At 66.5% G+C, this 23,027-nt stretch carries 13 protein-coding genes; 4 read left to right on the top strand and 9 right to left on the bottom strand.

Features of this window, described 5'->3' with window-relative positions:
• Positions 1–169: 169 nt before the first annotated feature.
• From EO141_RS15725 to EO141_RS15715, 3 genes are all read left to right on the top strand, one after another.
• Positions 170–1,867 (top strand): carboxylesterase/lipase family protein, encoded by a 1,698-nt coding sequence (locus tag EO141_RS15725; RefSeq protein WP_241236674.1) that lies wholly within the window; start codon positions 170–172, stop codon positions 1,865–1,867.
• Between the two features lie 21 nt (positions 1,868–1,888).
• Positions 1,889–2,743, top strand: coding sequence for an aldo/keto reductase (locus tag EO141_RS15720; RefSeq protein WP_127169630.1), 855 nt, complete (start codon positions 1,889–1,891; stop codon positions 2,741–2,743).
• 206 nt (positions 2,744–2,949) lie between these two features.
• A complete protein-coding gene (locus EO141_RS15715; protein WP_127169629.1) occupies positions 2,950–5,058 on the top strand; it encodes a catalase in 2,109 nt (702 codons plus the stop codon).
• 538 nt (positions 5,059–5,596) lie between these two features.
• Here the strand turns inward: EO141_RS15715 and EO141_RS15710 are convergent.
• Positions 5,597–6,322, bottom strand: coding sequence for an AraC family transcriptional regulator (locus EO141_RS15710; RefSeq protein ID WP_104582401.1), 726 nt, complete (start codon positions 6,320–6,322; stop codon positions 5,597–5,599).
• A gap of 130 nt (positions 6,323–6,452) precedes the next feature.
• Entirely contained in the window at positions 6,453–6,920 is a 468-nt protein-coding gene (locus EO141_RS15705; RefSeq protein WP_104582400.1) for a hypothetical protein, read from the bottom strand.
• A 322-nt stretch (positions 6,921–7,242) separates the two neighbouring features.
• Here EO141_RS15705 and EO141_RS15700 point away from each other — a divergent pair, with 322 nt between their 5' ends.
• Positions 7,243–7,647: a hypothetical protein gene (locus EO141_RS15700; protein ID WP_241236673.1), complete on the top strand. Its 405-nt coding sequence runs from the start codon at positions 7,243–7,245 to the stop codon at positions 7,645–7,647.
• A gap of 98 nt (positions 7,648–7,745) precedes the next feature.
• On the opposite strand, the gene EO141_RS15695 is transcribed toward EO141_RS15700, so the two are convergent.
• From EO141_RS15695 to EO141_RS15660, 7 genes are all read right to left on the bottom strand, one after another.
• A complete protein-coding gene (locus EO141_RS15695; RefSeq protein ID WP_127169628.1) occupies positions 7,746–9,866 on the bottom strand; it encodes a S9 family peptidase in 2,121 nt (706 codons plus the stop codon).
• Positions 9,867–10,041: 175 nt separating this feature from the next.
• Positions 10,042–11,328 carry a carbohydrate porin gene (locus tag EO141_RS15690; RefSeq protein ID WP_127169627.1) on the bottom strand — a complete coding sequence of 429 codons (1,287 nt, stop codon included), beginning with the start codon at positions 11,326–11,328 and terminating at the stop codon, positions 10,042–10,044.
• Positions 11,329–11,561: 233 nt separating this feature from the next.
• Positions 11,562–13,988, bottom strand: coding sequence for a glucose/quinate/shikimate family membrane-bound PQQ-dependent dehydrogenase (locus EO141_RS15685; protein ID WP_241236672.1), 2,427 nt, complete (start codon positions 13,986–13,988; stop codon positions 11,562–11,564).
• Between the two features lie 301 nt (positions 13,989–14,289).
• Positions 14,290–15,132, bottom strand: coding sequence for a transporter (locus EO141_RS15680; RefSeq protein ID WP_104649822.1), 843 nt, complete (start codon positions 15,130–15,132; stop codon positions 14,290–14,292).
• Between the two features lie 830 nt (positions 15,133–15,962).
• On the bottom strand, positions 15,963–17,915 hold the full coding sequence (locus tag EO141_RS15670; RefSeq protein ID WP_127169625.1) for an oligopeptide transporter, OPT family: 1,953 nt from the start codon (positions 17,913–17,915) through the stop codon (positions 15,963–15,965).
• Positions 17,916–18,186: 271 nt separating this feature from the next.
• Positions 18,187–21,438 (bottom strand): error-prone DNA polymerase, encoded by a 3,252-nt coding sequence (locus tag EO141_RS15665; RefSeq protein WP_164739240.1) that lies wholly within the window; start codon positions 21,436–21,438, stop codon positions 18,187–18,189.
• Positions 21,439–21,604: 166 nt separating this feature from the next.
• A complete protein-coding gene (locus EO141_RS15660) occupies positions 21,605–23,023 on the bottom strand; it encodes a DNA polymerase Y family protein (protein WP_104582396.1) in 1,419 nt (472 codons plus the stop codon).
• Positions 23,024–23,027: the final 4 nt, after the last annotated feature.

Below are 23,027 nucleotides of genomic sequence, written 5' to 3'. Positions count from 1 at the left end.
TCACTGCGAAAGGTGATTGAACGGCAGAGGCGTCAGCGGCAGGGCGGCTGATCTGCAGCCTGGCTGCAGGTTCTTGCCGCTCACCATCCACGGCGTTCGAAAGCGTGTGTCAGCCGCGCTTGGTCGGGCGGCCTGGGCGTTTTCCTTCCCTACACGTGCACTCGCGATGATGTGTGTCCGGGACAGGACACAACAGACCGTGATCAAGCGCGACAGAGATTCATTGAAACGCAACCTGGCCTGCCTGCTGCTTGCAGGCCTTGCGTTGACCGCGTGCGCACCACGCCGCCCTGGCGAGGTGCCGGCGCTGGTGCATGCGGCCGATGCGCAGGCCGAGGTGGTGCAGACCGATGCCGGTGCAGTCCGCGGTGTCGCCGGCGCGCAGGGGCGGGTGTTTTTGGGCGTGCCGTTCGCCGCGCCACCGGTGGGCGCGTTGCGCTTTCGCGCCCCGCAAGCTGCGCCAGCCTGGAAGGGCGTCCGCGATGCCACCCGGGCCGGGCCGGCCTGTCTGCCGCGGTATCGCTTCGGGCAGAAGCAGATATCGGAGGATTGCCTCACCCTCAACATCTATGCGCCGCCCGGACCGGCGCCGGCGCAACCGCGCGCGGTGATGGTGTGGATCTACGGTGGCGCGCTGGAGCTGGGCAGCAATGTCGACTACGACCTGAGTGCCTTGGCGGCGCGGCAGGACGTCATCGTGGTGGCGCCCAATTACCGGCTCGGGGTGTTCGGTTTCTTCGCGCATCCGGCGCTGCGTGGCGAAGGCGAAGGGGCCTATGCATTGCTCGACCAACAGGCCGCGTTGCGCTGGGTGCAGCGCAATATCGCCGCCTTCGGTGGCGATGCCCACAACGTCACCGTGTTCGGTGAATCGGCCGGCGCCTGGAGCATTTGCTATCAGCTCGCCTCGCCGGGTGCGGCCGGTCTGTTCCAGCGCGCAATCCTGCAGAGCGGCAGCTGCCTGGCCAGCGATTCCAGTGTGCCACGCGCCGAGGCCGAGCGCGGCGGTGCGCGCATGGCGCAGACGCTCGGCTGCGCGCATGCAAGCGATGTGGGCGCGTGCCTGCGCGCATTGCCTGCCGATACCGTGGCCGATGCCAAATCCCAGCGACGCGGCCTGACCGGTAGCGATGCCTGGGCGCCGATGTCTGGCGGTGACGTCTTGCCGTTGCCGCCCGCCGAGGCGATCGCCAACCTGCACCATGTGCAGGTGCCGGTACTGATCGGCACCAACCGCAACGAGGGCCGGCTGTTTGCGCAGTTGCTGTCCTATGTCGGCAAGCTCAACCTGCGCAGCGGCTATGAGGCGCGCCTGCAGCGCATGCATGCCGACCCGACAGCGATCATGGCGCGCTATGCAGACATTGCCGGGCAATCGCGCTGGGATGCATTCGCCGACATCGTCACCGATGGCGGATTCGCCTGCCCGACGCGTCGGCTGGGCCAGGCCTTGCGTACCCGCACGCCGGTGTATGCGTACGAATTCGACGACCCCCAGGCGCCGTACGGCCTGTGGCGCCTGCCGTTCTCGCATCCGCTGGGCGCGTATCACGCCTCCGAACTGGTGTACCTGTTCCAGCGGCCGTGGGTGCTCAGTGGCGCGCCGGCGTTCACTCCGGCGCAACAGGCCTTGGCCGATACGCTGCAGGATTACTGGGGCGCGTTCGCGCGCACCGGCGATCCAAATGGAGCTTGGCGTCCGCCATGGCCACGCTTCGATGGCGACGCTCCGTTGACGCTGTCGCCCGGCAGGATCGGCGCAACGCCCGACTTCGCGCAACGGCATCGCTGCGCGTTCTGGGATGCACAGGCAACGCTGACGCCACCGCACGCGACCGCAACGCCGGCACAGTCACCCTCGCATTGATCGCATCATCAGGAGCCACCCATGTCCGTTTCCACTTCATCCCCCTGCCCCACGGTGCGCCTGCGCAACGGACGCAGCGTGCCGGCACTCGGGCTCGGCTCATGGAACCTGGGCCAGGGCCGCCACGCGCCGCAGCAGGAGATCGATGCGCTGCAGACGGGCCAGCAACTGGGCATGCGCCTGATCGACACCGCCGAGATGTACGGCAATGGCCGGTCGGAGCAACTGATCGGCCAGGCGATGGACAGCGTGCAGCGGCCTTATCTGGTGTCCAAGGTCCTGCCGAGCAATGCCAGCGCGCGCGGTATCGCGCGTGCCTGCGAGGCCAGCCTTCAGCGGCTCGGCGTGCGTACACTGGACCTGTATCTGCTGCATTGGCACGGCGGCAGCGATCTGCACGAAGTGGTCGATGCCTTCGAGGCCTTGCGCGATGCCGGCAAGATCCGCGACTGGGGCGTATCGAACTTCGATGTCGATGATCTGCAGGACCTATGGCGCATCGATGGCGGGCAACACTGCCTGGTCAATCAGGTGCTGTATCACGCCGGTAGCCGCGGCATCGAGTTCGATCTGCTGCCGTGGTGTGCACAGCACGAGGTAACGGTGATGGCGTATTCGCCATTGGGCAGCCGCGCATTGCTGGACCATCCGGTGCTGCACGCGATCGGCGAGCGACGCGGCGTGGCTGCAACCGCCGTGGCGCTGGCCTGGGCGATCCGCAGCGGGCAGGTCATTGCCATTCCCGAATCGGGAACGCCTGCCCATGTGCGCGAGAATGCAGCAGCGTGCACGCTGCAGCTGGACGCGCAGGATCTTGCCGAACTGGACCGTGCATTCCCGCCGCCGACACGCAAACAGCCATTGGATCTGCTGTAGCGGACACGTAACGCTTGGGTCCGCTACATGCGTTCGCAGACAGCGCTCCGGATCATTGCGTGACCTACGCATCAGCCCGCTGCGATCCAACGCAAGCTTTCGGCTGCATGTGAGTATTCGTTCGCATGCAGACACGTGCATTTAACAGCGCCACTCCCACGCTGAACGGATCAGCCCGCATCCCAGCCCGCCAGAGTGGAGTCCCCATGGCCAAGTCCCCCAGCAAGCCCGCGCAACTTCCATCCACCGCTGCTGTCAGCGCAACTCCCGAGACGCTGCGCGGCACGGGCGACGAATTGCACCAGAAGGCCGGCGGCACGCATCCGCAGCTGACCACCAACCAGGGCATTCCGGTTGGCGACAACCAGAACTCGCTGCGCGCCACGCCGCGCGGGCCGACGTTGCTGGAAGACTTCATCCTGCGCGAGAAGATCACCCACTTCGACCACGAGCGCATTCCCGAGCGCATCGTGCATGCGCGCGGTAGCGCGGCGCACGGCTATTTCGAGCTGACCAAGTCGTTGAGCCAGTACACCACCGCCAAGATCTTTACCGAGGTCGGCGAAAAGACCCCGTTGTTCACGCGGTTTTCCACCGTCGCCGGTGGCGCCGGCTCGGTGGACACGCCGCGCGACGTGCGCGGATTTGCAGTGAAGTTCTACACCAAGGAAGGCAACTGGGATCTGGTGGGCAACAACATCCCGGTGTTCTTCATCCAGGATTCGATGAAGTTCCCCGACCTGATCCATGCAGTGAAGATGGAGCCGGACCGCGGTTTTCCGCAGGCCGCCAGTGCGCACGACACCTTCTGGGATTTCATCTCGCTGAGCCCGGAATCGATGCACATGATCATGTGGGCGATGAGCGACCGCACGATCCCGCGCTCGCTGCGCATGATCGAAGGCTTCGGCATCCACAGCTTCCGTTTCCTCAATGAAAATGGCGACAGTACCTTCGTCAAGTTTCATTGGCGCCCCAAGCTCGGCCTGCAGTCCACGATCTGGGACGAGGCGGTGAAGATCGCCGGCGCCGACCAGGACTTCCATCGTCGCGATCTGTTCGAGGCGATCCAGAACGGCGATTTCCCCGAGTGGGAGCTGGGCGTGCAGCTGTTCACCGAGGCGCAGGCCGAGGCATTCCCGTTCGATCACCTGGATTCGACCAAGGTCATCCCGGAAGAACTGGTGCCGCTGCAGATCGTCGGCCGCATGGTACTGGACCGCTGGCCGGACAACTTCTTCGCAGAGACCGAGCAGGTGGCGTATTGCCCGGCCAACATCGTGCCCGGCATCGACTTCAGCAACGATCCGCTGCTGCAGGGCCGCCTGTTCTCGTATCTGGATACGCAGCTGAGCCGTCTGGGTGGACCGAACTTCCACCAGATCCCGGTCAATGCGCCCAAGTGCCCGTTCGCCAATAACCAGCGCGACGGCCACATGCAGATGGGCGTGCCCAAGGGCCGTGTCGCCTACGAGCCCAGTTCGTTGCAGGCTGATGCGCCGCGTGAGGCGCTGCGTGGATTCCCCAGCCACGCAACCCCGGCCGAAGACGGCGCCAAGGGCCGCGTACGCGCAGAGAGCTTTGCCGATCATTACAGCCAGGCGCGCATGTTCTTCCGCAGCCAGACCGCACCGGAACAGGCGCACATGGCATCGGCGCTGGTGTTCGAGCTGTCCAAGGTGGAAACCCCGCACGTACGCGAAGCCATCGTCGGTCACCTGCGTCACATCGACCCGACGTTGGCGCAGCGTGTGGCCGATGGCATGGGGATGACCGCATTGCCGCCGGCCCCGCCGGCTGCGGTCGCTCCGACCGACATGCTGTTGTCGCCGGCCCTGCAGTTGATCGGCAAGATGAAGGACACCTTGCAGGGCCGCACCGTGGGCATCCTGATTCACGATGGCTCCGACGCGGCGACGATCAAGGCCGTGCGCAAGGCCGCCGAAGCCGCCGGTGCCACGGTCAAGATCGTCGCGCCGAAACTGGGCGGCGCCAAGCTCAGCGACGGCAAGCAACTGGCCGCCGATGGTCAGCTGGCCGGCACGCCGTCGGTGATGTTCGATGCGGTGGCGGTGCTGCTGTCGTCGGAAGCAGCCAAGGCGCTGACACGTGAATCGGCAGCGCTGGATTTCGTCAGCAATGCCTGGGCCCATCTGAAGGCGATCGCCTTCGACGATGGCGCGCAGCTGCTGTTGAAGGCCGGCAATGTCGGCAAGGACGCCGGCGTGATCGCCGCAGCGGATACCAAGGCCTTCATCACTGCCGCCAAGACCCGCCAGTGGGCACGCGAACCGAAGGTGCGCATGCTGGCCTAACCACATCCGCATAGGCTGCACAGACTTGGGCGCGAACGACTTCCACGTCGTTCGCGCCCAAGGCGTTTATGCGAGCAGCAAAATATCCTCAACGGAAAACCAGCGCATCCTCTGCAACGGCCAGCCTTCAACCCGTCTTTTGGTCGCGTCTCATAAACGACGCTGCGATTTGGAATCCGGCTGTCTTTACGTTGTTGCGCGGCCGCGTCTTTGGGGTGTCGGCGCGCGCGGCCAGGTCGGCATAGAGCCGCGGGCTGCGGTTTGGCTGCAAGGCCCTTGCCCGCCCACCATCGCAGGACACGCCGCAAGTATGTCCGTGTAGGCTCTTACGCGGCATCCATGCCGCGTAAGGTCCCGCGATGGTGGGCGGGCAAGGACCAGTCGAGTTAGTCGGTGTGCATGGTAAGAGCGGTGCTGGATGCACCTCGTTTGATCATGAAGCGTCGGTTCCACGTCTGGTGCATCAGTTCCCCGCAAGCAATACAGAGGAGCCATGCTCGACCAACTCAGCAACTGAGCAGTCGTCCTGTCGGATGCACTAGGCCGGTTCGGCGGGAAACTGCGCAGCGTTCGCCAGCGCGCGGTACTCGCGTGGCGTCATGCCCACCGCCAGCTTGAATTGCCGCGCAAAGGCGCTTTGATCGCTGAAGCCGCAGGCATGCCCGATTTCGGTCAGGCTCTTGTTTCCGTGCAGCAGGTGCATCGCCATCTGCAAACGCAGCTTGGCCAGCACCTGTTGCGGGGTGAGTTGGAACACCTTGCGGAACGAGCGCTGCAGCTTGGACATCGAAAACCCGGTGATCTCCACCAGTGCCTGCATGCGCACGTTTTGCGCGTAGTTGGCGTTGAGGTACGCCAGCGCGAGCCGCAGTTTTTCGTACTGCGATTCGTGCCCGTCCTGCGGTCCCAGATCACGCGAGATGCCGATGATGCCCTGCACCTTGCCGTCGACCAGCAGCGGACGTTTGCAGGTCAGGCACCAGCCCGGTTCGCGATTGGCGAACAGATGCAGTTCCAGCAGGTTGTCGATCACTTCGCCGGCCAGCACCTGCTCGTCCTGGTTGGCGTAGTTGGTGCCCAGACCGCTGGGATAGACCTCGGCAACGCGCTTGCCGATCAGGTCCTTGCGCGACTTTAGCCCCAACCGCCGCAGCATGGTCTGGTTGACGTGGGTATAGCGGCCCTCGCGATCCTTGACGAAGAACAGCACGTCCGGCACGGCATCGAACAACGCTTCCAGATCGGCAGGATCGATGCTCTTCATGCAGGACGTCATGCAGGACTGGACTCGGGATCAGGAAAGACGCAGCTGGCGATGGCACCTGCCGCCGATGCAGGCCGCAGCGCATGCCACGCCATGATACGCCGCGCGCATCAGACGCCGCCGCCCGCGCTCAGCGCGGGTTGTCGGCCACGTTGGCCGCGGCCGGCGCGGCCTTGCTGTCCACCGCCGCAGCCGTCGGATTGCCGATGCGATCCAACGGCACCTGCTGCGCGCGCCAGCCACTGACCACCGCCGCACCGGACTGCGAGCCGACCTGCACCTGCAGGCGTGCACTGCCGCCGGGCGCGATGAACTCGACGGCGCAATCGCCGGCGGCCATGCAGCTGTCGGCGGCAAGCGGATCCACCAGCTGCCAGCCCTGCTCCATCACCGCCTGTGCGAATGCGCGGTAGCCCATGCCGGACTTCAGCGTGGCCGGCAGCGGCACGCTCGGGTCGCTGGCCGCGTCGGTACCGGCGACAGTCGCGGGTGCCGAAACGGGCGCACGCGCGGGCACCGTGGGCCGCGATGCGGCATTCAGGGCAGGACTACAGACTAGGGCGAGCGCCCACAATGAGGGGCGGAACAGCGTGCGCATGCGAACGGTCCTTGCGGCCTGCAGGGAACTGGGGAAGTTAAAGAATCGCTATTTTGACATGGCGCGCCTGCGCTGCGGCACTGCTGGCGCCGGCCATTCAGCCGGGCGCAGTGATCCAGGCCAAGTCTATCAGCCACAAGCGGACTCATCCTTCAGGCGTCATCGACCTTGACGCCTACCTGTGGATATCGTCCGGCAGGCAACGCGCGACTGCACTTGCGACGGGTGGGAGATCGAACCATCCCATCCAGGGCGGGCACCGCGCTCGGTCGCCATCCTTGCGAGCGCGTTGCATCATTGCGGTTTGCGCGTGGAGTACCCGATGCCCGACACCACCTCTCCCGCTTATGCGGTTGGCCAGCTGTGGCGCTGCCGTGGGCGCACCGCGACGGAGACGCCGTTGCTGCTGATCAACCAGATCGACGTGCATCCCCACGGCGGCCAGATCCTGCACGTGAGTATCAGCGACATCCGGGTGCGTCACGCGGGATTGCCCGATGGAATCCTCGACACGCTGCCACACATCCCGGTGATTGCGCAGACCCTGGAGCGCAGCGCCGCCGAATACGTCGGCGATGCCGCGCCCACCCAGGATTACCTGCCGGGCTATGCAGAATGGAAAGCCGCCTTCGACGCCGGCAATGCCGGCTCGTTCGGGATCGCGGTGGCGGAGATCCTGCAGATCGTGGAAGGCCAGTTGGCCAAGCGCGATCAGCAGCGACACTGACCAAGCCCGGCGCCTGTCGAAACACTGAAGCCCGGGCCGTCACGCTGCATCAGCCCACCAACCGGCACGCCGCTCCAGGCGGCGTGCCGGTCGCACCCTCACTGGCCGATATGCTGCTTCAGCCAGCTGTTGACAGTGTCGTGCCACAGCACGCTGTTGTCCGGCTTGAGCACCCAATGGTTCTCGTCCGGGAAGTACAGGAACTTGGAGTCGATGCCCTTGCGTTGCAGCGCGGTGAACGCGGCCAGCCCCTGCTCGACCGGGATGCGGAAATCCTGCTGGCCGTGGATGACCAGCATCGGCACCTTCCACTTGTCCACGTGCAGCACCGGGTTGAACTTCTCGTAGCCGGCCGGGTTCTGCCACGGCGTGCCGCCGTTTTCCCATTCGCTGAACCACAGCTCCTCGGTGGCATAGCCCATGGTGCGGTTGTCGAACACGCCGTCGTGGTCGACCAGGCACTTCCACGGCTGGTTCCAGTTGCCTGCCATCCAGTAGACCATGTAGCCGCCGTAGCTCGCGCCCAGCGCGCAGGCCTTGTCGCCGTTGAGGAAGCCGTACTGCTTCTGCGCGGCGGCCCAGCCCTTCTGCAGGTCTTCCAGCGGGCGGTCGCCCCAATGCTGGCTGATCGCGTCGGTGAATTCCTGGCCGTAGCCGGTGGAGCCGTGGAAGTCGATCATCACCACCGCGTAGCCCTGCCCGGCATAGGTCTGCGGATTCCAGCGGTTGCTCCAGCCGTTGCCGAAGCTGCCCTGCGGCCCGCCGTGGATCAGGAATGCCACCGGGTAGGTCTTGCCTTCCTGGTAGTTGTACGGCTTGACCACATAGCCGTGCACGGTGTCGTTGTTCCAGCCCTTGAACTGGAACTGCTCATAGTCGCCGAACTGCACGTCCGGCAACAGCTCGCCGGCGCTCTGGGTGATCGCACGCAGGCCCTGGCCCTGCACGTCGCTGACAAACACCTGGTCGCCGCTCTTGAGCGAGTTGCGGGTGAACGCCAGCGTGGTGCCGGCCAGCGTCGGTGCATGCACAACGCCCTGGCCGACCAGTTTGGTCGGGGTGCCGGTGGCGATGTCGATCTTGAACAACGGATGCTCGCCGAGGTCGTCGGCGCTGGTGTAGATGCTGGTGCCGTCATCGCTCAACACGATCTCGCCGGCCGAGCGGTCCCACTTGGGCGCGATCTCGCGCGTCTTGCCGCTGTCCACGTCCATCGCCATCAGGCCGAAGCGGTCGGCTTCGAATCCGGGGCGCTTCATCGCGCGGTAGTACAGCGTCCTGCCGTCGCTGCTGAACACCGGGCCGGCATCCCAGGCCGGGTTGGCCGCGGTCAGGTTGACCGGCGCTGCCTTGCCGGCCGCATCCAGGCGGTACAGGTCGAAGTTGGTCTGCCACGGCTCGTCGTTGCCGGTGGGCTTGCCGGCGGCCTTGACGTTCTTGCCCGCTTCCGGGCCATGTGGCTGCGGGATGCGCACGCTGGCCACCACGCTGGCGCCATCGGGCGACCAGGTGTAGTCGTCGTTGCCGCCGAACGGCTTGGACGGCGCATCGCCGGCCAGCGTGGCGCTGATCGCCGAGGCGCCGACCACGGCCTTGGCGCCGGCAGCCGGCAGCTCGGCGACGAACAGCGTATTGCGGCGGCCGTCGTTCCAGGTATCCCAGTGCCGCACGAACAACTGGTCGTAGACCACGCCGCTGGCCTTGGCGTTCTTGACGCTGGCGAGTTTGGTCTTGGTGCACGCCAGGTCCGAGCCGCAGTCCTGGAACACGCCGGCACTGAAGGCGATGCGCTTGCCATCGGGCGAGAGCTTGTAGCTGTCCACATCCACTGCGAACGCGGTCACTTGCTGCGGCGTGCCGCCAGTCATCGGCTGTGCGTACAACTGCTGCGTGCCGGATTTACTGCTGAGGAAATACACCGTCTTGCCGTCCGGCGACAGCGCCGGGCTGTTGACGTTCCAGCCGTCGGGCGTGAGCCGCCTGGGCGGCGCTGCATCGCGGGTACGCAGGTTGCGCGTCCACAGGCCGGTGGACGGCTTGCCGTTGCTGCTCTTGGCCTGCCGCTTGGCAAACACCAGCACGCTGCCGTCGGGGCTGAGCGTGGGCGACGACACCCGGTCCAGCGCGACCATGTCGCGCACATCGAATCCGCGCGCGGCGGCAAGACTTGGCAAGGTAGCCAGCAAACACAGGGGCAGTACGGCGTGACGCAGCTTCATCGAGAGTTCCCGCAACGGCAAAACGTCGATGGTAGGCGTTGCTGCAGCGCACGCGCAAAGGTAGGAGGTCATGCGCGCGCAGGTGCCGCACGTTGCTGCGCCCGGTAGCGGCTCGATGCGCGCCGTGCGCATTGGAGGTCGGCAACGGCGCCCTACGCTGCAGCGCAGGTGGCGCTCAGAACGTGAGCTTGGCCTGCAGCCCGACCACCAGTGCGTTGTGCGTGCGGGTATAGGCGTAGGTTCCGGGGTTGACGATGTATTGCACGTCCGGGCGCAGCATCAGCCACGGCGTGAGCTGCGCGCTATAGGCGAGCTCGTAGAGCTCCTCGGCAGCGCTCAGGCCGACCAGTGGCGAGTCGGCCGGCACGCCGGCATCGATCGACTCGGCGCGGCGTGCATCGAGCAGCCGATGATTGATCCGGCCGGCCACATAACCCAGGGCGATGCGGTCCTGCGTGCGTGCGCCAATGCCCTGGTACACCCCGCCGACCGAATACCAGCGTGTCATCAACGCACTGTCGTGGTCGCTGGCCATGAACTGGGCGAATCCGGTCAGGCCGATGCTGGCGTCCGCTCCGGGAGTGACCAGCTTCTGTTCGACCAGCAGATAGGCGCCGTCGCGTCCGGTGCTGCGGCTGGTATCCAGCCCACGCCTGGCGACCGTCGAGGAGTCGTAATAGCCCCCGAACTTGTACACGCCCGGATAGCGCGAGGCGGCCGGCTTCCAGGTGAATTCGAGCGGGAAGATCGCACCGGTGGTGCCGCTGGCGAACGGCTTGAACGCGTAGGTGTCGCGGGCGCCGAAGCCCAGATTCGGATTGACCTGGAACCAGCCGGCATGCAGGTTGAGCTGCGGGGTCAGCTGCTGCGCCCCTTCGATGCCCCAGCGCGCGGCCGGGTAGTTGTACCAGCCACTGTTGGCCGAAAACGCCAGCGGATGCGCGCAGAACGCGGCATTGACGAAGTTCACCAGCAGCGTGTGCGAGGCGAACTGGTTGCCCATCGCATAGAAGCCCAGTTTCAGATACGTGCCGCCCTGGTGGAAGCTGCGGTCGTAGCTGAACTCGCTCAGGCGGGTGTACTGGCCGCCGTACACTTCCTGGATGGGGAAGCGGTTGCCCACCAGGTCGGCGGAAGTGCTGCGGCCGCGGCGGTCATTGATGGTGACATGCAGGTTGCCACCGTCCCAGCCGGCGAGTTTGGCCATGTCCAGATCCACGCCCACCCGCAGTTGCTGCGCATAGCGCGCACTGTTTTTTTCGTAGCCGCCGTCCACCACGCCGAACGTCTCGGACACGTAGTCGCCGCGAACGCTCACTCCGTGCTCGGCCCAGGCTGACCGACGCCCGCCCCAGTCGCCGGTCAGCGTGGTGTCGCCCGCGGCGACTGCGGTGGCCGGCAGTGCCAGCAGCAAGGCGTAGCCCAGCGCACTGCGGCGCGAAAAAAAAGTCAGACGATGCATCGTGGTTCTCTGAGTCGGGGCAGCGTGCACCGCCGGCGGTGGCAATGCAGGGCGGTGATGCCCAGGCGCCGCTGCGGTAACGGGACCGTTGGCCGGATGCGCCAGGCACCCGGCCGTCGGGTTGCGCCAAGCGCGGCTGACACGCCGGTGCGCAGCCGTCAGGCGCGCGCAGTGTGTTGGCCGCTCCAGGACCACGGGAGCAGATGCCGGCGTGGTCCTGCGTGGGCGGTGGGTCAGTGCGCGTCGGGCAAGGTGTAGGCGATGACGTTATCGCCACGATCGGGCGACTGCCGCGCACCGCCGGCACTGATCACCACGTACTGTTTGCCGGTCTTGTGCGAGACGTAGGTCATCGGCCCGCCCTGACTGCCGACCGGCAGGCGGCCCTTCCAGAGCTCCTTGCCGGTGCCGCTGTCGAACGCGCGCAGGTAGTAGTCCTGGGTGCCGGCGATGAACACGAGCCCGCCCTGCGTGGACAGCGTGCCACCCAGCGTCGGCATGCCGATCGGGATCGGCAGATGCATCTTGATGCCGAACGGGCCGGTGTCCTGCACCGTCCCCACCGGCACCTGCCAGGCGATGCTGCGCGTCTTGAGGTCGATGGCGCTGAGCGTGCCGTACGGCGGCGCCTGGCATGGAATGCCCAGCGCCGACAGGAAGCGGTTCTTGTTGACCGCATACGGCGTGCCCTTCAGCGGCACGGCGCCCATGCCGGTATTGACTGCCTCGCCACCACCGGACGTCTCGGCCTTGCGGGTGTCGGCAGGAATCATCTGCACCCACAAGCCCAGGCGCATGTCGTTGGCGAAGATGACGTCATGCACCGGGTCGGTCGACAGGCCACCCCAGTTCATGCCGCCCAGCGAGCCGGGAAAGCTCAGCGACACATCGGTGCCCGGCGCGGTGTACAGGCCTTCATACCGCATCTGCTTGAACGCGATGCGGCACAGCATCTGGTCGATCGCGGTGGCGCCCCACATATCCGATTCGGTCAGGTGCCGGGTGCCGATCTGCGGCATGCCGACCGACAGCGGCTGGGTCGGCGCGTACTGCTCGTGCGCAATATCCGAGCCTTTCACCGGCACTTCCCTGACCTCGGTCAGCGGCTTGCCGGTGGCGCGATCGAGCACGTAGATCTGCCCGGCCTTGGTGCCGATGACCACGGCCGGGGTGTGGCTGCCGTCCTGGTTGGGGAAGTCGATCAGGCTGGGCTGCATCGGCAGGTCGAAGTCCCACAGATCGTTGTGCACGGTCTGGTAGACCCATTTCTCCGCACCGGTGGTGGCATCCAGCGCCAGCACCGAGGCGCCGTAACGGTGATCGAGCGCGGTGCGCTCGGCGCCGTACAGATCGGTCGATGGCCCGCCCAGCGGCAGGAACACGGTGTTCATCGCCGCGTCGTAGGACATCGGTGCCCACACGTTCGGCGTGCTGCGCACATAGCTGCTGCCGGCGGCCGGCGCCTGGCGATCATGCGGATTGCCCGGGTCGAAGGCCCAGCGCTGCGCGCCGGTGACCACATCGAAACCGCGCACCACGCCACCGGGCATGTCGGTCTGCACGTTGTCGGCCACGCGTCCGCCCACCACCACGGTGGTGCCGGCCACCAGTGGCGGCGAGGTCAGCTGGTAGAACGGATCCGGCGCAGCGCCCAGGCCGGCCTTGAGATCGACCTGGCCGTTGCTGCCGAAGCCCTGGCAGAACGCACCGGTGTCCGCATCCACCGCGATCAGGCGACCATCGATGGTGTTGGTGAACAGGCGGCGACGGCAGTTGGCATCCTGCGCCACCGCCACTGCGGTGATCGGCGAGGGATTGGCCACGCTCGGCGTCGGCAACGCCGCATCGGCATCGAAGTAGCCCAGGCCACGGCAGCGCTGCCACACCGACGAGGTCGCATTGATCTCGCGCCGCCACAGCTGCTTGCCGGTGCTGGCGTCGAGCGCAATCAGATTGTTGTGCGGTGTGCACAGGAACACGGTCTCGCCCACCTGCAGCGGAGTCAACTGGTCTTCGGCACCGTTGCCGTCGCTGTTGGCGATCTCGCCGGTGTGGTAGGTCCAGGCGACCTGCAGCCGGCCGACATTACTGCGGTTGATCTGGTCCAGCGCAGCGAAGCGGCTGCCGCCATCGGTATTGCCGTAGGCGGACCAGTTCCGTTGCGCGCTTGCCGGCTGCACCGCCGTCATGCCGGGCCCGTGCTCGCCTGCCACCGGCGGATGCGGCACGAACATGCCGCCGATACCGGCCACGACCGCCAGCGCCAGCACCGTTGCCACGCCATAGGCAGTACGCCCGGCCGGCAAGGCCCGGCTACGCCGCAGCGCCGGCCAGGCCAGCGCCACCAGCACGGCGAACGCCGCAGGCAGCATCAGCCGCGAGATCAGCGGCCAGAACTCCAGCCCCGCATCCCACAGCGCCCAGACCAGCGTCAGCACGAAGGCGGCGCCGTACACCAGCGCACCGGCCGGCCGACGCAGCACGATCAGCACGCCGGCCACGGCGGTCGCCAGGCCCATCAGCAGGAAGTACCAGCTGCCGCCCAGGCTGGCCAACCTCGCGCCACCCAGCAGAAAAATCAGCCCCACCAGCGCAATCAGCATGCCCAGCACCAGCAGCAATGCCCGGCCCGGGACCGGCAACTTCGATTTCGTTTCCACGTTGCAACACCTCGATCAGGAGATTCCGCCCTGCACCGCGCCCGGCATTCCGATCTGGATGCTGCAAGGTGCCCGCACGGCGGCCAGTAGAGGCAGCATCACTGCCCACTTTCCGTCACTCCCCTCCCCGGCCCACGTACCGCTGGTGGGACCGGCACCGGCATGCCCGGCAGACTGACGACATAGTGTCGCACCGCACCGGGCATTTATTACATATCTGAAGCGGTTGCCTGCAGAACACTGCAGTCCGCACAGGCGCGGACCGCAGCGGCTTTTGTGTGCGCAGCGCGCGCTGCGCGCCTCAGAAGCGGTGCGACATGCCCACATACACCTGCGCGTCCGGGGTGCGGTCGTTGAGGCCGAAGTTGGCGCCCACATCCAGCTGCAACAGCGGATTGAGCAGATACGCAGCAGCGATGTCGGCCGAATACTGCTCGATGGTCTGCGCCGGGTCGCGGTTGATCGACGACCATACTTCCACCGCCATCGACAACTTTGCGGTGAGCGGATGCGCCAGATTGATCGCGTTGACGATGGCGACATGCTTGCCGCTGCCATCGCTGTCGGCCAACCAATCCACCTCGGGCCCGAAGGTCAGCGAGAAACTGTTGGGCAGCACGAAATTGATCGGCAAGGCGACGCCGCCTTCCCACTCGTCGTTGCCCAGGCCGGTGCGCGCGGTCGGTGCCTTGACGAACGGCAGCAACGCCACGCTGGCGGTATCGCTTTCGTAGAAACGCGCCTTCATGCGCAGGAAGATATCGCCGCCGCCGCTCAGGCTGCTGCGCGCACCGGTGGCGCGGTCAGTGGTCTTGACCTGCAGCTGCGGTGCCCAGTTCAGCTGCAGATCGATGCGGTCGCTGACGCCGTATTTGAGCGTGGGATTGGTGAAGTATGCCGTTTCGACGCGGGTGGCGGGCTGGCTGTCGCGGGTGTAGCTGCCGATATCGGTCTCCAGCTGCCAGGCGCCGGTCGGCACGGTACAGGTGGAATTGGCCTTGGTCGGGCGATCGGTACACAGCGCCGCTTCGGTGGCCTCTTGTGCCTGTGCCTGCAGCGCGAGGCTGCACAGCACGCCGGCCAGGGCGAGGCTCAACAAGGGGACGCGTCGTGCGCGGGTGGAGCGGTGGGAGATGGCAGTCAGCATTGCAGTGGTTTCCATGGCAAGACGCTGGACAGCTCGCGTGAACGGTCAGCGTTGGGGAGGGGGAATGCGCGTGGATGTCGAACGACTGCATGGCCGCCTGATGGCGGCGTGTTGCCAATCGATCTTATAGGCGTCGGCGGGTCTGAAGACGCCGTCGGTGACAAAAGCGGCCTCAACAGTGTGCGGATGTCGCACAGCGTGATGCGAGTCGCTTTTCCACGCCCATCGTGGATGGGGTTACGCGGTGCGAGGACGTGCGCGGTGGCGCGTCATCGGGATCGATCGAGGCATGCGGTCGCCGTGATGCACCCATCGGTGCGGGAGACGGCACGATACGGAGCAGTGGCATAAAGTCGCTATGCACCCGGCCTGCGCAGGGCGTAAAGCCGGCGCAAAGGCGCTGCGGTGGTGCAGACGCGATGGCCTGGGCGTTGGGCGTGCGTTGCCTGAGCGCAGGCGCGTAAGGCGTCGCCGGATTGCAGCTGCGCGCGTGTCGGCCGATCAGCAGGTCAGCCGGGCGCGCCGATGTCGTTGCCCTGCATCGACAAGGCAGATCTGCTCACGGCAGCAATGCACGAGCTTGCAGGGATGTTTGAATTGAATATGCCGCTGTGCGGTCGCAGCGCCGATTCGGTGCACCGTGCCGTGCCGGCATGCTGCTGCACTTGCGCGCTCGGCAGCAGGGCCGCATTCGAACCGCGCCTCTTGCGAGGCAATCAGAACCGCGGCAATCCGGTCAATGCCACAACAAAAAACGGACACGCATCCAGCGATGCGTGTCCGTCCAGAGGCAGCGCGCAGGCGCATGCCTTAGTGAAGCGTCTCCCTCAGGCGGTCTGTTCGCCGCGCTTGCCAACGCGGTACAGCAGCCAGCCGACCAGGGCGAGGATCGCCAGGCCGAACCACTGGTTGAGCTGAAAACCTCCAGGCAATGCCAGCACATCCTTGTTGTTCGTGATCACGATCGGCAGCGCAATGCCGATACCCATCAATGCCTCGCCGGTGATCAGGCCGGCAGCGAACAGCACGCCCGGGCGATGCACGCGGTCACGGCCGTCTTCGTCGTCGGCACGGATCTTGTGGAAGCGCTCCACCAGATGCGCGATCAGGCCGCCAATAAAGATCGGCACCATCAGCTCCAACGGCAGATAGATACCGATCGCCGCGGCCAGCACCGGCACGCGGAAGCGCTTGCCGGTTTTCTTCAACCACTCATCCACAGCGATGATCACCGCACCCACACCCGCGCCGATCGCAATGATGGCCCATGGCAACTGACCTCCAAACAGCCCTTTTGCCACCGACGCCATCAGCATCGCCTGCGGTGCCGGCAGTGTCTTGGAGCCAATACCGTAAGCCTCGGCAAGTAGGTTGAGCACGGGCGCCATGATCAGCGCGCACGAGAACGCGCCAATAGCCAGCATCAATTGCTGTTTCCAAGGTGTCGCCCCAACCAGATAACCGGTCTTGAGATCCTGCAGGTTGTCGCCGCCCACCGCTGCCGCGCAGCACACCACCGCGCCGATCATGATCGCCGCCACCGCACCCAGAGGCGCGGCGCCGATGCCGACCGGCACCAGGCCATCCTTGCCCAGCAGCAGCACCAGCACTGCCGAGGCGAACAGGATGGTGGAGATGGTGATACCCGAGACCGGGTTGTTGGACGAACCGATCAAGCCGGCCAGATAGCCGGACACCGACACGAACAGGAAGCCGGCCACGATCATGATGATGGTCATCGGGATCGACACGTGCCACTGCTGCACGATTGCCTGGTACAGGCCCAGCAGCGGCAGGGTGCACAGCACCAGCGCCACCAGCATCCACTTCATCGGCAGGTCGCGTTCGGTCTCGGCAACCACACCGCCACCGCTCTTGCGCGCAGCGGCGAAGCCGCTCTTGACCCCGGACAACAGCGACTTGCGCAGCGAGAACAGCGTCCACACGCCGCCGATCAGCATCGCGCCGACACCGAGGTAACGGATCTTTTCGCCCCAGATGCCGAATGCCGTATCGGCCGCCGGCGCGCCAACCAGGCTTTGCGCCAGTGCCGGGTCGCTGCCCATGAAGAACTGCTGGTACAGCGGAATGGCGATATGCCAGGACAGGATCGACCCGGACAGCACCACGATGCCGACATTCAGCCCGACGATGTAGCCCACGCCCAGCAGCGCCGGCGACAGGTTGGTACCCAGATAGCCGACCAGGCGGCTGCTGCCCAGGTAGGTGGCCTGCGCCCAGGTGTCCGGGATCACCCGCAGGCCGCTGGCCGCACCCAGCTTGACCAGCGCGCCGATGGCGCCGGACATGGCCAGGATCTTCAGGCCCGGGCCGGGATTCTCGCCGGCCTTGAGCACCTCGGCCGCGGCCTTGCCTTCGGGGAACGGCAGCGGGTCTTCGACGATCATCGAGCGCCGCAGCGGCACCGAGAACAGCACCCCGAGCAACCCGCCCATGCCGGCGATACCGAGCACCCACCAGTACTTGAAGTCCGGCCAATAGCCCATGATCACCAGCGCGGGAATGGTGAAGATCACCCCGGCCGCGATCGACGAACCGGCCGAGGCACCGGTCTGGACGATGTTGTTTTCCAGAATGGTGCCGCCGCCGAGCAGGCGCAGCACGCCCATCGAGACGACCGCGGCCGGAATGGCGGTGGCGATGGTCAGGCCGGCAAACAGGCCCAGATAGGCGTTGGCGGCCGAAAGCACCACCGCCAGCACGATGGCCAGCACGACGGCGCGGAAGGTGAGCTGGCGCGGTTGCGCGTCATGGCTCATTGGGCAGTTCCCCTGTGGCAAAAAATCCGCACCACGCTAGCGCCTACGCAGGGTTCCGTCCAGCTGCGCCGCGGCGTGACAGTGTGCGTGATGTGGCGACTGGAATGCCTGAAGGTGTGTCCACCAGGGCGGCAGGCGTGAATCAACGCGTGCCAGCGGCTGCATCGTCATATCGGGGATCTTCTACCGGTGACGATGCGTCGGCTGCTGCACCGACGCTGGCAGCGTTGGCGCGGCCGTTCGCCGCAGCAGGCGCGCCAGCCACACTGGCTCAATGAAAATCGCGCGAGGGCAGCTGCATGTCGCCGAGCAGGTCGCTGAGGTCGTGCAGGTCGCCGGCGATCAGGTGCTCCACGCCGTCCACGCGTTCCCAGCGGCCACGCACGGCCAGCAGGCGCGATTCCAGCAGTGCGCGGCGGCGGCGCAGCGCCAGGTGCGACCAGACGATGACGTTGATCATGCCGTGCTCGTCTTCCAGGGTGACGAAGATGGTGCCCTTGGCAGTGGCCGGGCGCTGGCGCTGGGTGACCAGGCCGGCGACATGCACGCCGCTGCCGTGGCGGCGGCCCTGCAATTCGCGCAGGCCGAGGATGCGCCGCTGCCGCATCTGCGGGCGCAGCAGCGCCATCGGATGCTGGCGCAGACTCAGGCCGACCGAACGGTAATCGGCCAGGATCTCCTCGCCTGCGCGCGGTGCTTCAAACTCCACCTCGCGTTCCTGCGGGCTGCCCGGCAGCAGCGGCCGGCGCGCTTCCACGCCGGCCATCGCCCAGCGCGCGGCATTGCGATTGCCGACCATGCCCTGCAGGGCGCCAGCTTCGGCCAATGCCAGGCGTGCCTTTTCGTCGAGTGCGGCGCGCAGGCACAGATCGCCGATATCGGCGAAGGCCCGCTGCGCGCGCGCGGCGACAATGCGATTGGCCACCACCTCCGATAACCCGGCGACCTGCCGCATGCCCAGCCGGATCGCCGGTTGTTCGCCGGGGTCTTGGTCGCTGCGCCAGGGCCGGCCACCGACCAGCGTGTTGTCCCAATCGCTGTGCAGCACATCCACCGGCAACACCTCCACGCGCGCGCGCTCGGGACTGCCGCGGCGCGCGTCCTGCACGATCTGGCTGGCCGAGTAGAAACCCATCGGCTGCGCATTGAGCAGCCCGCAGGCGAAGGCCGCCGGCTCGTGGCGCTTGAGCCAGCAGCTGGCGTAGACAAGCTTGGCGAATGAGGCGGCGTGGCTTTGCGGGAAGCCGTAGGAACCGAAGCCCTTGATCTGCTCGAAGATCTGGTCGATGAAGGTGGAGGCGTAGCCTTTGCCCTGCATGCGCTCACGCACCCGCGCACGGTGCTGTTCCATATCGCCGCCGCGCCGCCAGGCCGCCATCGAGCGACGTAGATTGTCCGCTTCGCTCTCGCTGTAATCGGCAGCGTGCATCAGCAGTTCCATCACCTGTTCCTGGAACAGCGGCACACCGAGCGTCGGTTTGAGGATGTCCTCCACCTCCGGCGAGGGATAGTTCACCTCCTCGCGGCCCTGCCGCCTGCGCAGATACGGGTGCACCATATCGCCCTGGATCGGGCCGGGGCGCACGATCGCCACTTCGATCACCAGGTCGTAGAACACCGCAGGCTTGAGCCGCGGCAGCATCGCCATCTGCGCGCGCGATTCGATCTGGAATACGCCCACGGTATCGGCGCGCTGGATCATCCTGTAGGTCGGCGCATCCTCGCCCGGCAGCGTGGCAATGCTGTAATCGCGCCCACGATGCCCGCGCACCAGCTCCAGCGTCTTGCGGATGCAGGTCAGCATGCCCAGCGCCAGGCAATCGACCTTGAGCAGCTTCATCGTTTCCAGGTCGTCCTTGTCCCACTGGATGATGGTGCGGTCGGCCATGGCCGCGTTTTCCACCGGCACCAGCAGCGACAAGGGTTCATCGGAGATGACGAATCCGCCCACATGCTGCGACAGATGGCGCGGGTGATCGCGCAGGTGTTCGGTCACGACGAGGATCTTGTTGATCAGCGGGTTGGCCAGATCGAACCCGGCCTCTTCGATGCGCTGTTCCATGGGCGTTTCGCCATTGCCCCAGCCATAGCAATTGGCCAGCAGCGCGATCTGGTCCGGCGGCAGGCCGAAGGCCTTGGCCACATCGCGCACGGCGCTCTTGCCGCGATAGCAGATCACGGTGGCGGCCAACGCCGCGCGTTCACGCCCGTATTTGTTGTAGACGTACTGCAGTACCTCCTCGCGGCGTTCGTGCTCGAAATCGACGTCGATGTCCGGTGGTTCGTTGCGTTGTTCGGACAGGAAGCGCGCCATCAACAGACGCGTTTCATCCGGGTTGACCGCGGTGATGCCCAATGCATAACACACCGCCGAGTTGGCCGATGAGCCACGGCCCTGGCAGAGAATCTTCTTCGACCGTGCGAACTGCACCACGTCCTGCACGGTGAGAAAGAACGCCTCGTACTTCTTGTGCGCGATCAGCGCCAGTTCCTTCTCGATGACGGCGCGTACCTTTGCCGGCGTTCCATTCGGCCACCGCTCACGCATTCCCTCTTCGGTGAGCTGTCGCAGATAACTGGCCGGCGTATGTCCTTCCGGCACCAGCTCGCGCGGATAGGTGTATTCAAGCCTGGAAATATCGAAGCTGCAGCGCTGCGCCAGGTCCACGGCGGCCTGCAACAGCGCATCCGGGTAGATGTTGCCCAAGGCACGCCGCGTGCGCAGATGGCGCTCGCCGTTGCGGAACAGATGCGCGCCGCACTCGGCCAACGGCAAGCTGTGGCGGATGGCGGTCAAGGTGTCCTGCACGATGCGCTCGCGCCGCTGCGCCATGTGCACATCGCCGCTGGCCAGTGCGCTCATGCCCAGTTGTTGCGCCAGCACCTGCAGGGCAAGCAAGCGCGCCGCATCGTCCTGTTCACGATGCAGCTCCACCGCCAGGAATGCACGCGCGCCGAACACCTGCTGCAACCAGGTGCCCTGCCCGGCCTGCGGCTGCGCACCGGGCAACCACACTGCGAACACGCCGGGCTCCACGCCGCGAAACTGTGCCTCCACCTCGGCACGCCCCAGCCGATAGGCGCCCTTGCTTGCCGCACGCCGCGCGGTGGTGATCAGCGCGCACAGCTGCGGATAACCGTGCGCGTTTTCCACCAGCAGGACGAAGCGGGTGCCATCGACCAAAGTGAATTCGCTGCCGACGATCAGGCGCACGCCGGTGGCGCGCGAGGCTTCCAGGCCGCGCACGATGCCGGCCAGCGAGCACTCGTCGGTGATCGCCAGGGCGCTGTAGCCGCAGTGTTGCGCGCGCGCGAACAACTGCTCCGCGCTGGAGGCGCCACGCAGGAACGAGAAGTCCGACAGGCAGTGCAGCTCGGCATACGCGGGCAGGCCATCGGCAACCATGGCATGGGCGATATCGTCGTTTGCCGCGCGCAACCGCGCGGCGACCGTCCAGCCGCGCGGCATGCGCCCACCGGGCGTATCGCGGTCCACGCCGTCGACGGCGTCATCCCAGCTCATGCGCGCACGCCGTCAGCCTCGCGCTGCCAGTGCACGGGTTTTTCAGTGCGCTGCAGGTCGATGCGTTGCCGTTGCCGCTTCGCTGCGCGGCATTGGGCGCCTACGCCACCGCTGCGGCGACCGGCCCGGCAGGCAGTGCGCCGGTGCTGCAAGGGGATGGGGCGGATCATGCAAACCACCCGTGCAGCATCCAGCCATCGACACGGCCTGGTGCGGCAAACACCCAGGCCTGCCGCCCGCGTGCGGTTTCCACCACGTAATAATCGCGACGCGCCTCGTCGTCGTCCCACCAGCCGCTTTCCAGCCGCTCCGGCCCGGAGACGATGCGCAGCTGGGTCTCGTGCAGGGGCACCGGTTGCGGCAGCAGCCAGGTCGGGCGCGGCGGACGTGGCGGCGCACCGGTTTCGCGCACCGCATCGCCAATGGCGCGCCGCCAGGCGCGTTCCGGGCGCGGGTCGTCGGCCGGCAGTACGCGATACACCGCCTCGTCGCCGAGCCGCGCACGCAGGCGCTCGCGCAGCTGCGGCCACTCCACCGATTGCTGCGCACGCTGATCGAACAGATCGCGCATGGCCGGCACGAACGGTGGCAGCTGCCGCGCCAGCAGGCGCATCGCCACCACCGGCCGCGGGATCTCCACCCGCTCCAGCCGGTTGCGCGCAAGCTCGAACAACAGCGTCGGCGCACGTTCCGGGGTGAGCAGGCCGATCTCGACATCGGTGGCGCCTTCTTCGTGTTCCAGCCGCAGCAGGAACCGTTGCACGCCGCCATCGCGGATGGACAGGTAGGTGCACAGATCGCCGATCAGGCGCCGCAGCGGGAACAACAGCGCCGGATGCATTTCCACCTCGTAGCCGAGTTCCACCCGCTGGTCGAAGTGATCCGGTGGTGCGTAACACTCCAGTGGGTCGTCGACCTGGCCGTAGAGGCGGTCCAGATGCTCGAGCAGGCCCGCACCGAACCGCCGGCGCAGCCCATCGCGCGGCAACGCGCGCACCGCCGCCAGCGTGCGCACGCCCATGTGCTGCAGGCGCTCACCGGCATCGCCCGGCAACGCGGCGCGGCGTACCGGCACCTGGTCCAGCGTGGCGTGCAAGGCCGGCAACTGCGTCACCACCATGCCATCGCGCAAACCGGCCAGCACACGCGCGGCACGCGGTGTCGGTGCCAGGGCAAGCCGGTGCTGGAAGCCCAAGGCCTGCAGTTCATCGCGCAGCCGACGCTCGAAACGCGGCCACGGCCCGAACAATTGAAAACTGGCGCCGGCCTCCAGCACGATGGCGCGCGACCATTGCTGGCTCACCAGCGAACTGTGCCGGTACGCCCACGCCGCAAGAAACCGCTGGGTGCGCGCCTCGGCCTGCGCCTCGTAGTCGATGGTGCGCACAGTGGCCATCAGCGCATGCGCCGCCGACAGCCGCATGCCGGCTTTCAGGCCGGCGGCGGACGCCGCTGGATTGACCGAATGCAGGCTGCGCAACTGCGCCGGCCCTTCCACCAGCACCAACGGTGCGTCAGGCTCTTCCAGGCGCCGAAGGACGGCGTCCAGCGCCAGCTGCGGCAGCAAGATGCAGGCCCACAACATGCGC

The sequence above is a fragment of the Xanthomonas sp. BRIP62415 genome, assembly GCF_003993515.1.
Lineage (GTDB): Bacteria > Pseudomonadota > Gammaproteobacteria > Xanthomonadales > Xanthomonadaceae > Xanthomonas > Xanthomonas euroxanthea.
The sequence above is the reverse complement of the archived record's forward strand: the minus strand, read 5'-3'. Positions and strand labels throughout refer to the sequence as shown.

Coding starts and splice junctions, on each gene's coding strand:
- EO141_RS15705 (WP_104582400.1), bottom strand. CDS start 6,920: ATGCGCACGCTGTTCCGCCCCTCATTGTGGGCGCTCGCCCTAGTCTGT.
- EO141_RS15670 (WP_127169625.1), bottom strand. CDS start 17,915: ATGAGCCATGACGCGCAACCGCGCCAGCTCACCTTCCGCGCCGTCGTG.
- EO141_RS15700 (WP_241236673.1), top strand. CDS start 7,243: ATGCCCGACACCACCTCTCCCGCTTATGCGGTTGGCCAGCTGTGGCGC.
- EO141_RS15690 (WP_127169627.1), bottom strand. CDS start 11,328: ATGCATCGTCTGACTTTTTTTTCGCGCCGCAGTGCGCTGGGCTACGCC.
- EO141_RS15720 (WP_127169630.1), top strand. CDS start 1,889: ATGTCCGTTTCCACTTCATCCCCCTGCCCCACGGTGCGCCTGCGCAAC.
- EO141_RS15660 (WP_104582396.1), bottom strand. CDS start 23,023: ATGTTGTGGGCCTGCATCTTGCTGCCGCAGCTGGCGCTGGACGCCGTC.
- EO141_RS15665 (WP_164739240.1), bottom strand. CDS start 21,438: ATGAGCTGGGATGACGCCGTCGACGGCGTGGACCGCGATACGCCCGGT.
- EO141_RS15715 (WP_127169629.1), top strand. CDS start 2,950: ATGGCCAAGTCCCCCAGCAAGCCCGCGCAACTTCCATCCACCGCTGCT.
- EO141_RS15710 (WP_104582401.1), bottom strand. CDS start 6,322: ATGAAGAGCATCGATCCTGCCGATCTGGAAGCGTTGTTCGATGCCGTG.
- EO141_RS15695 (WP_127169628.1), bottom strand. CDS start 9,866: ATGAAGCTGCGTCACGCCGTACTGCCCCTGTGTTTGCTGGCTACCTTG.
- EO141_RS15725 (WP_241236674.1), top strand. CDS start 170: ATGTGTGTCCGGGACAGGACACAACAGACCGTGATCAAGCGCGACAGA.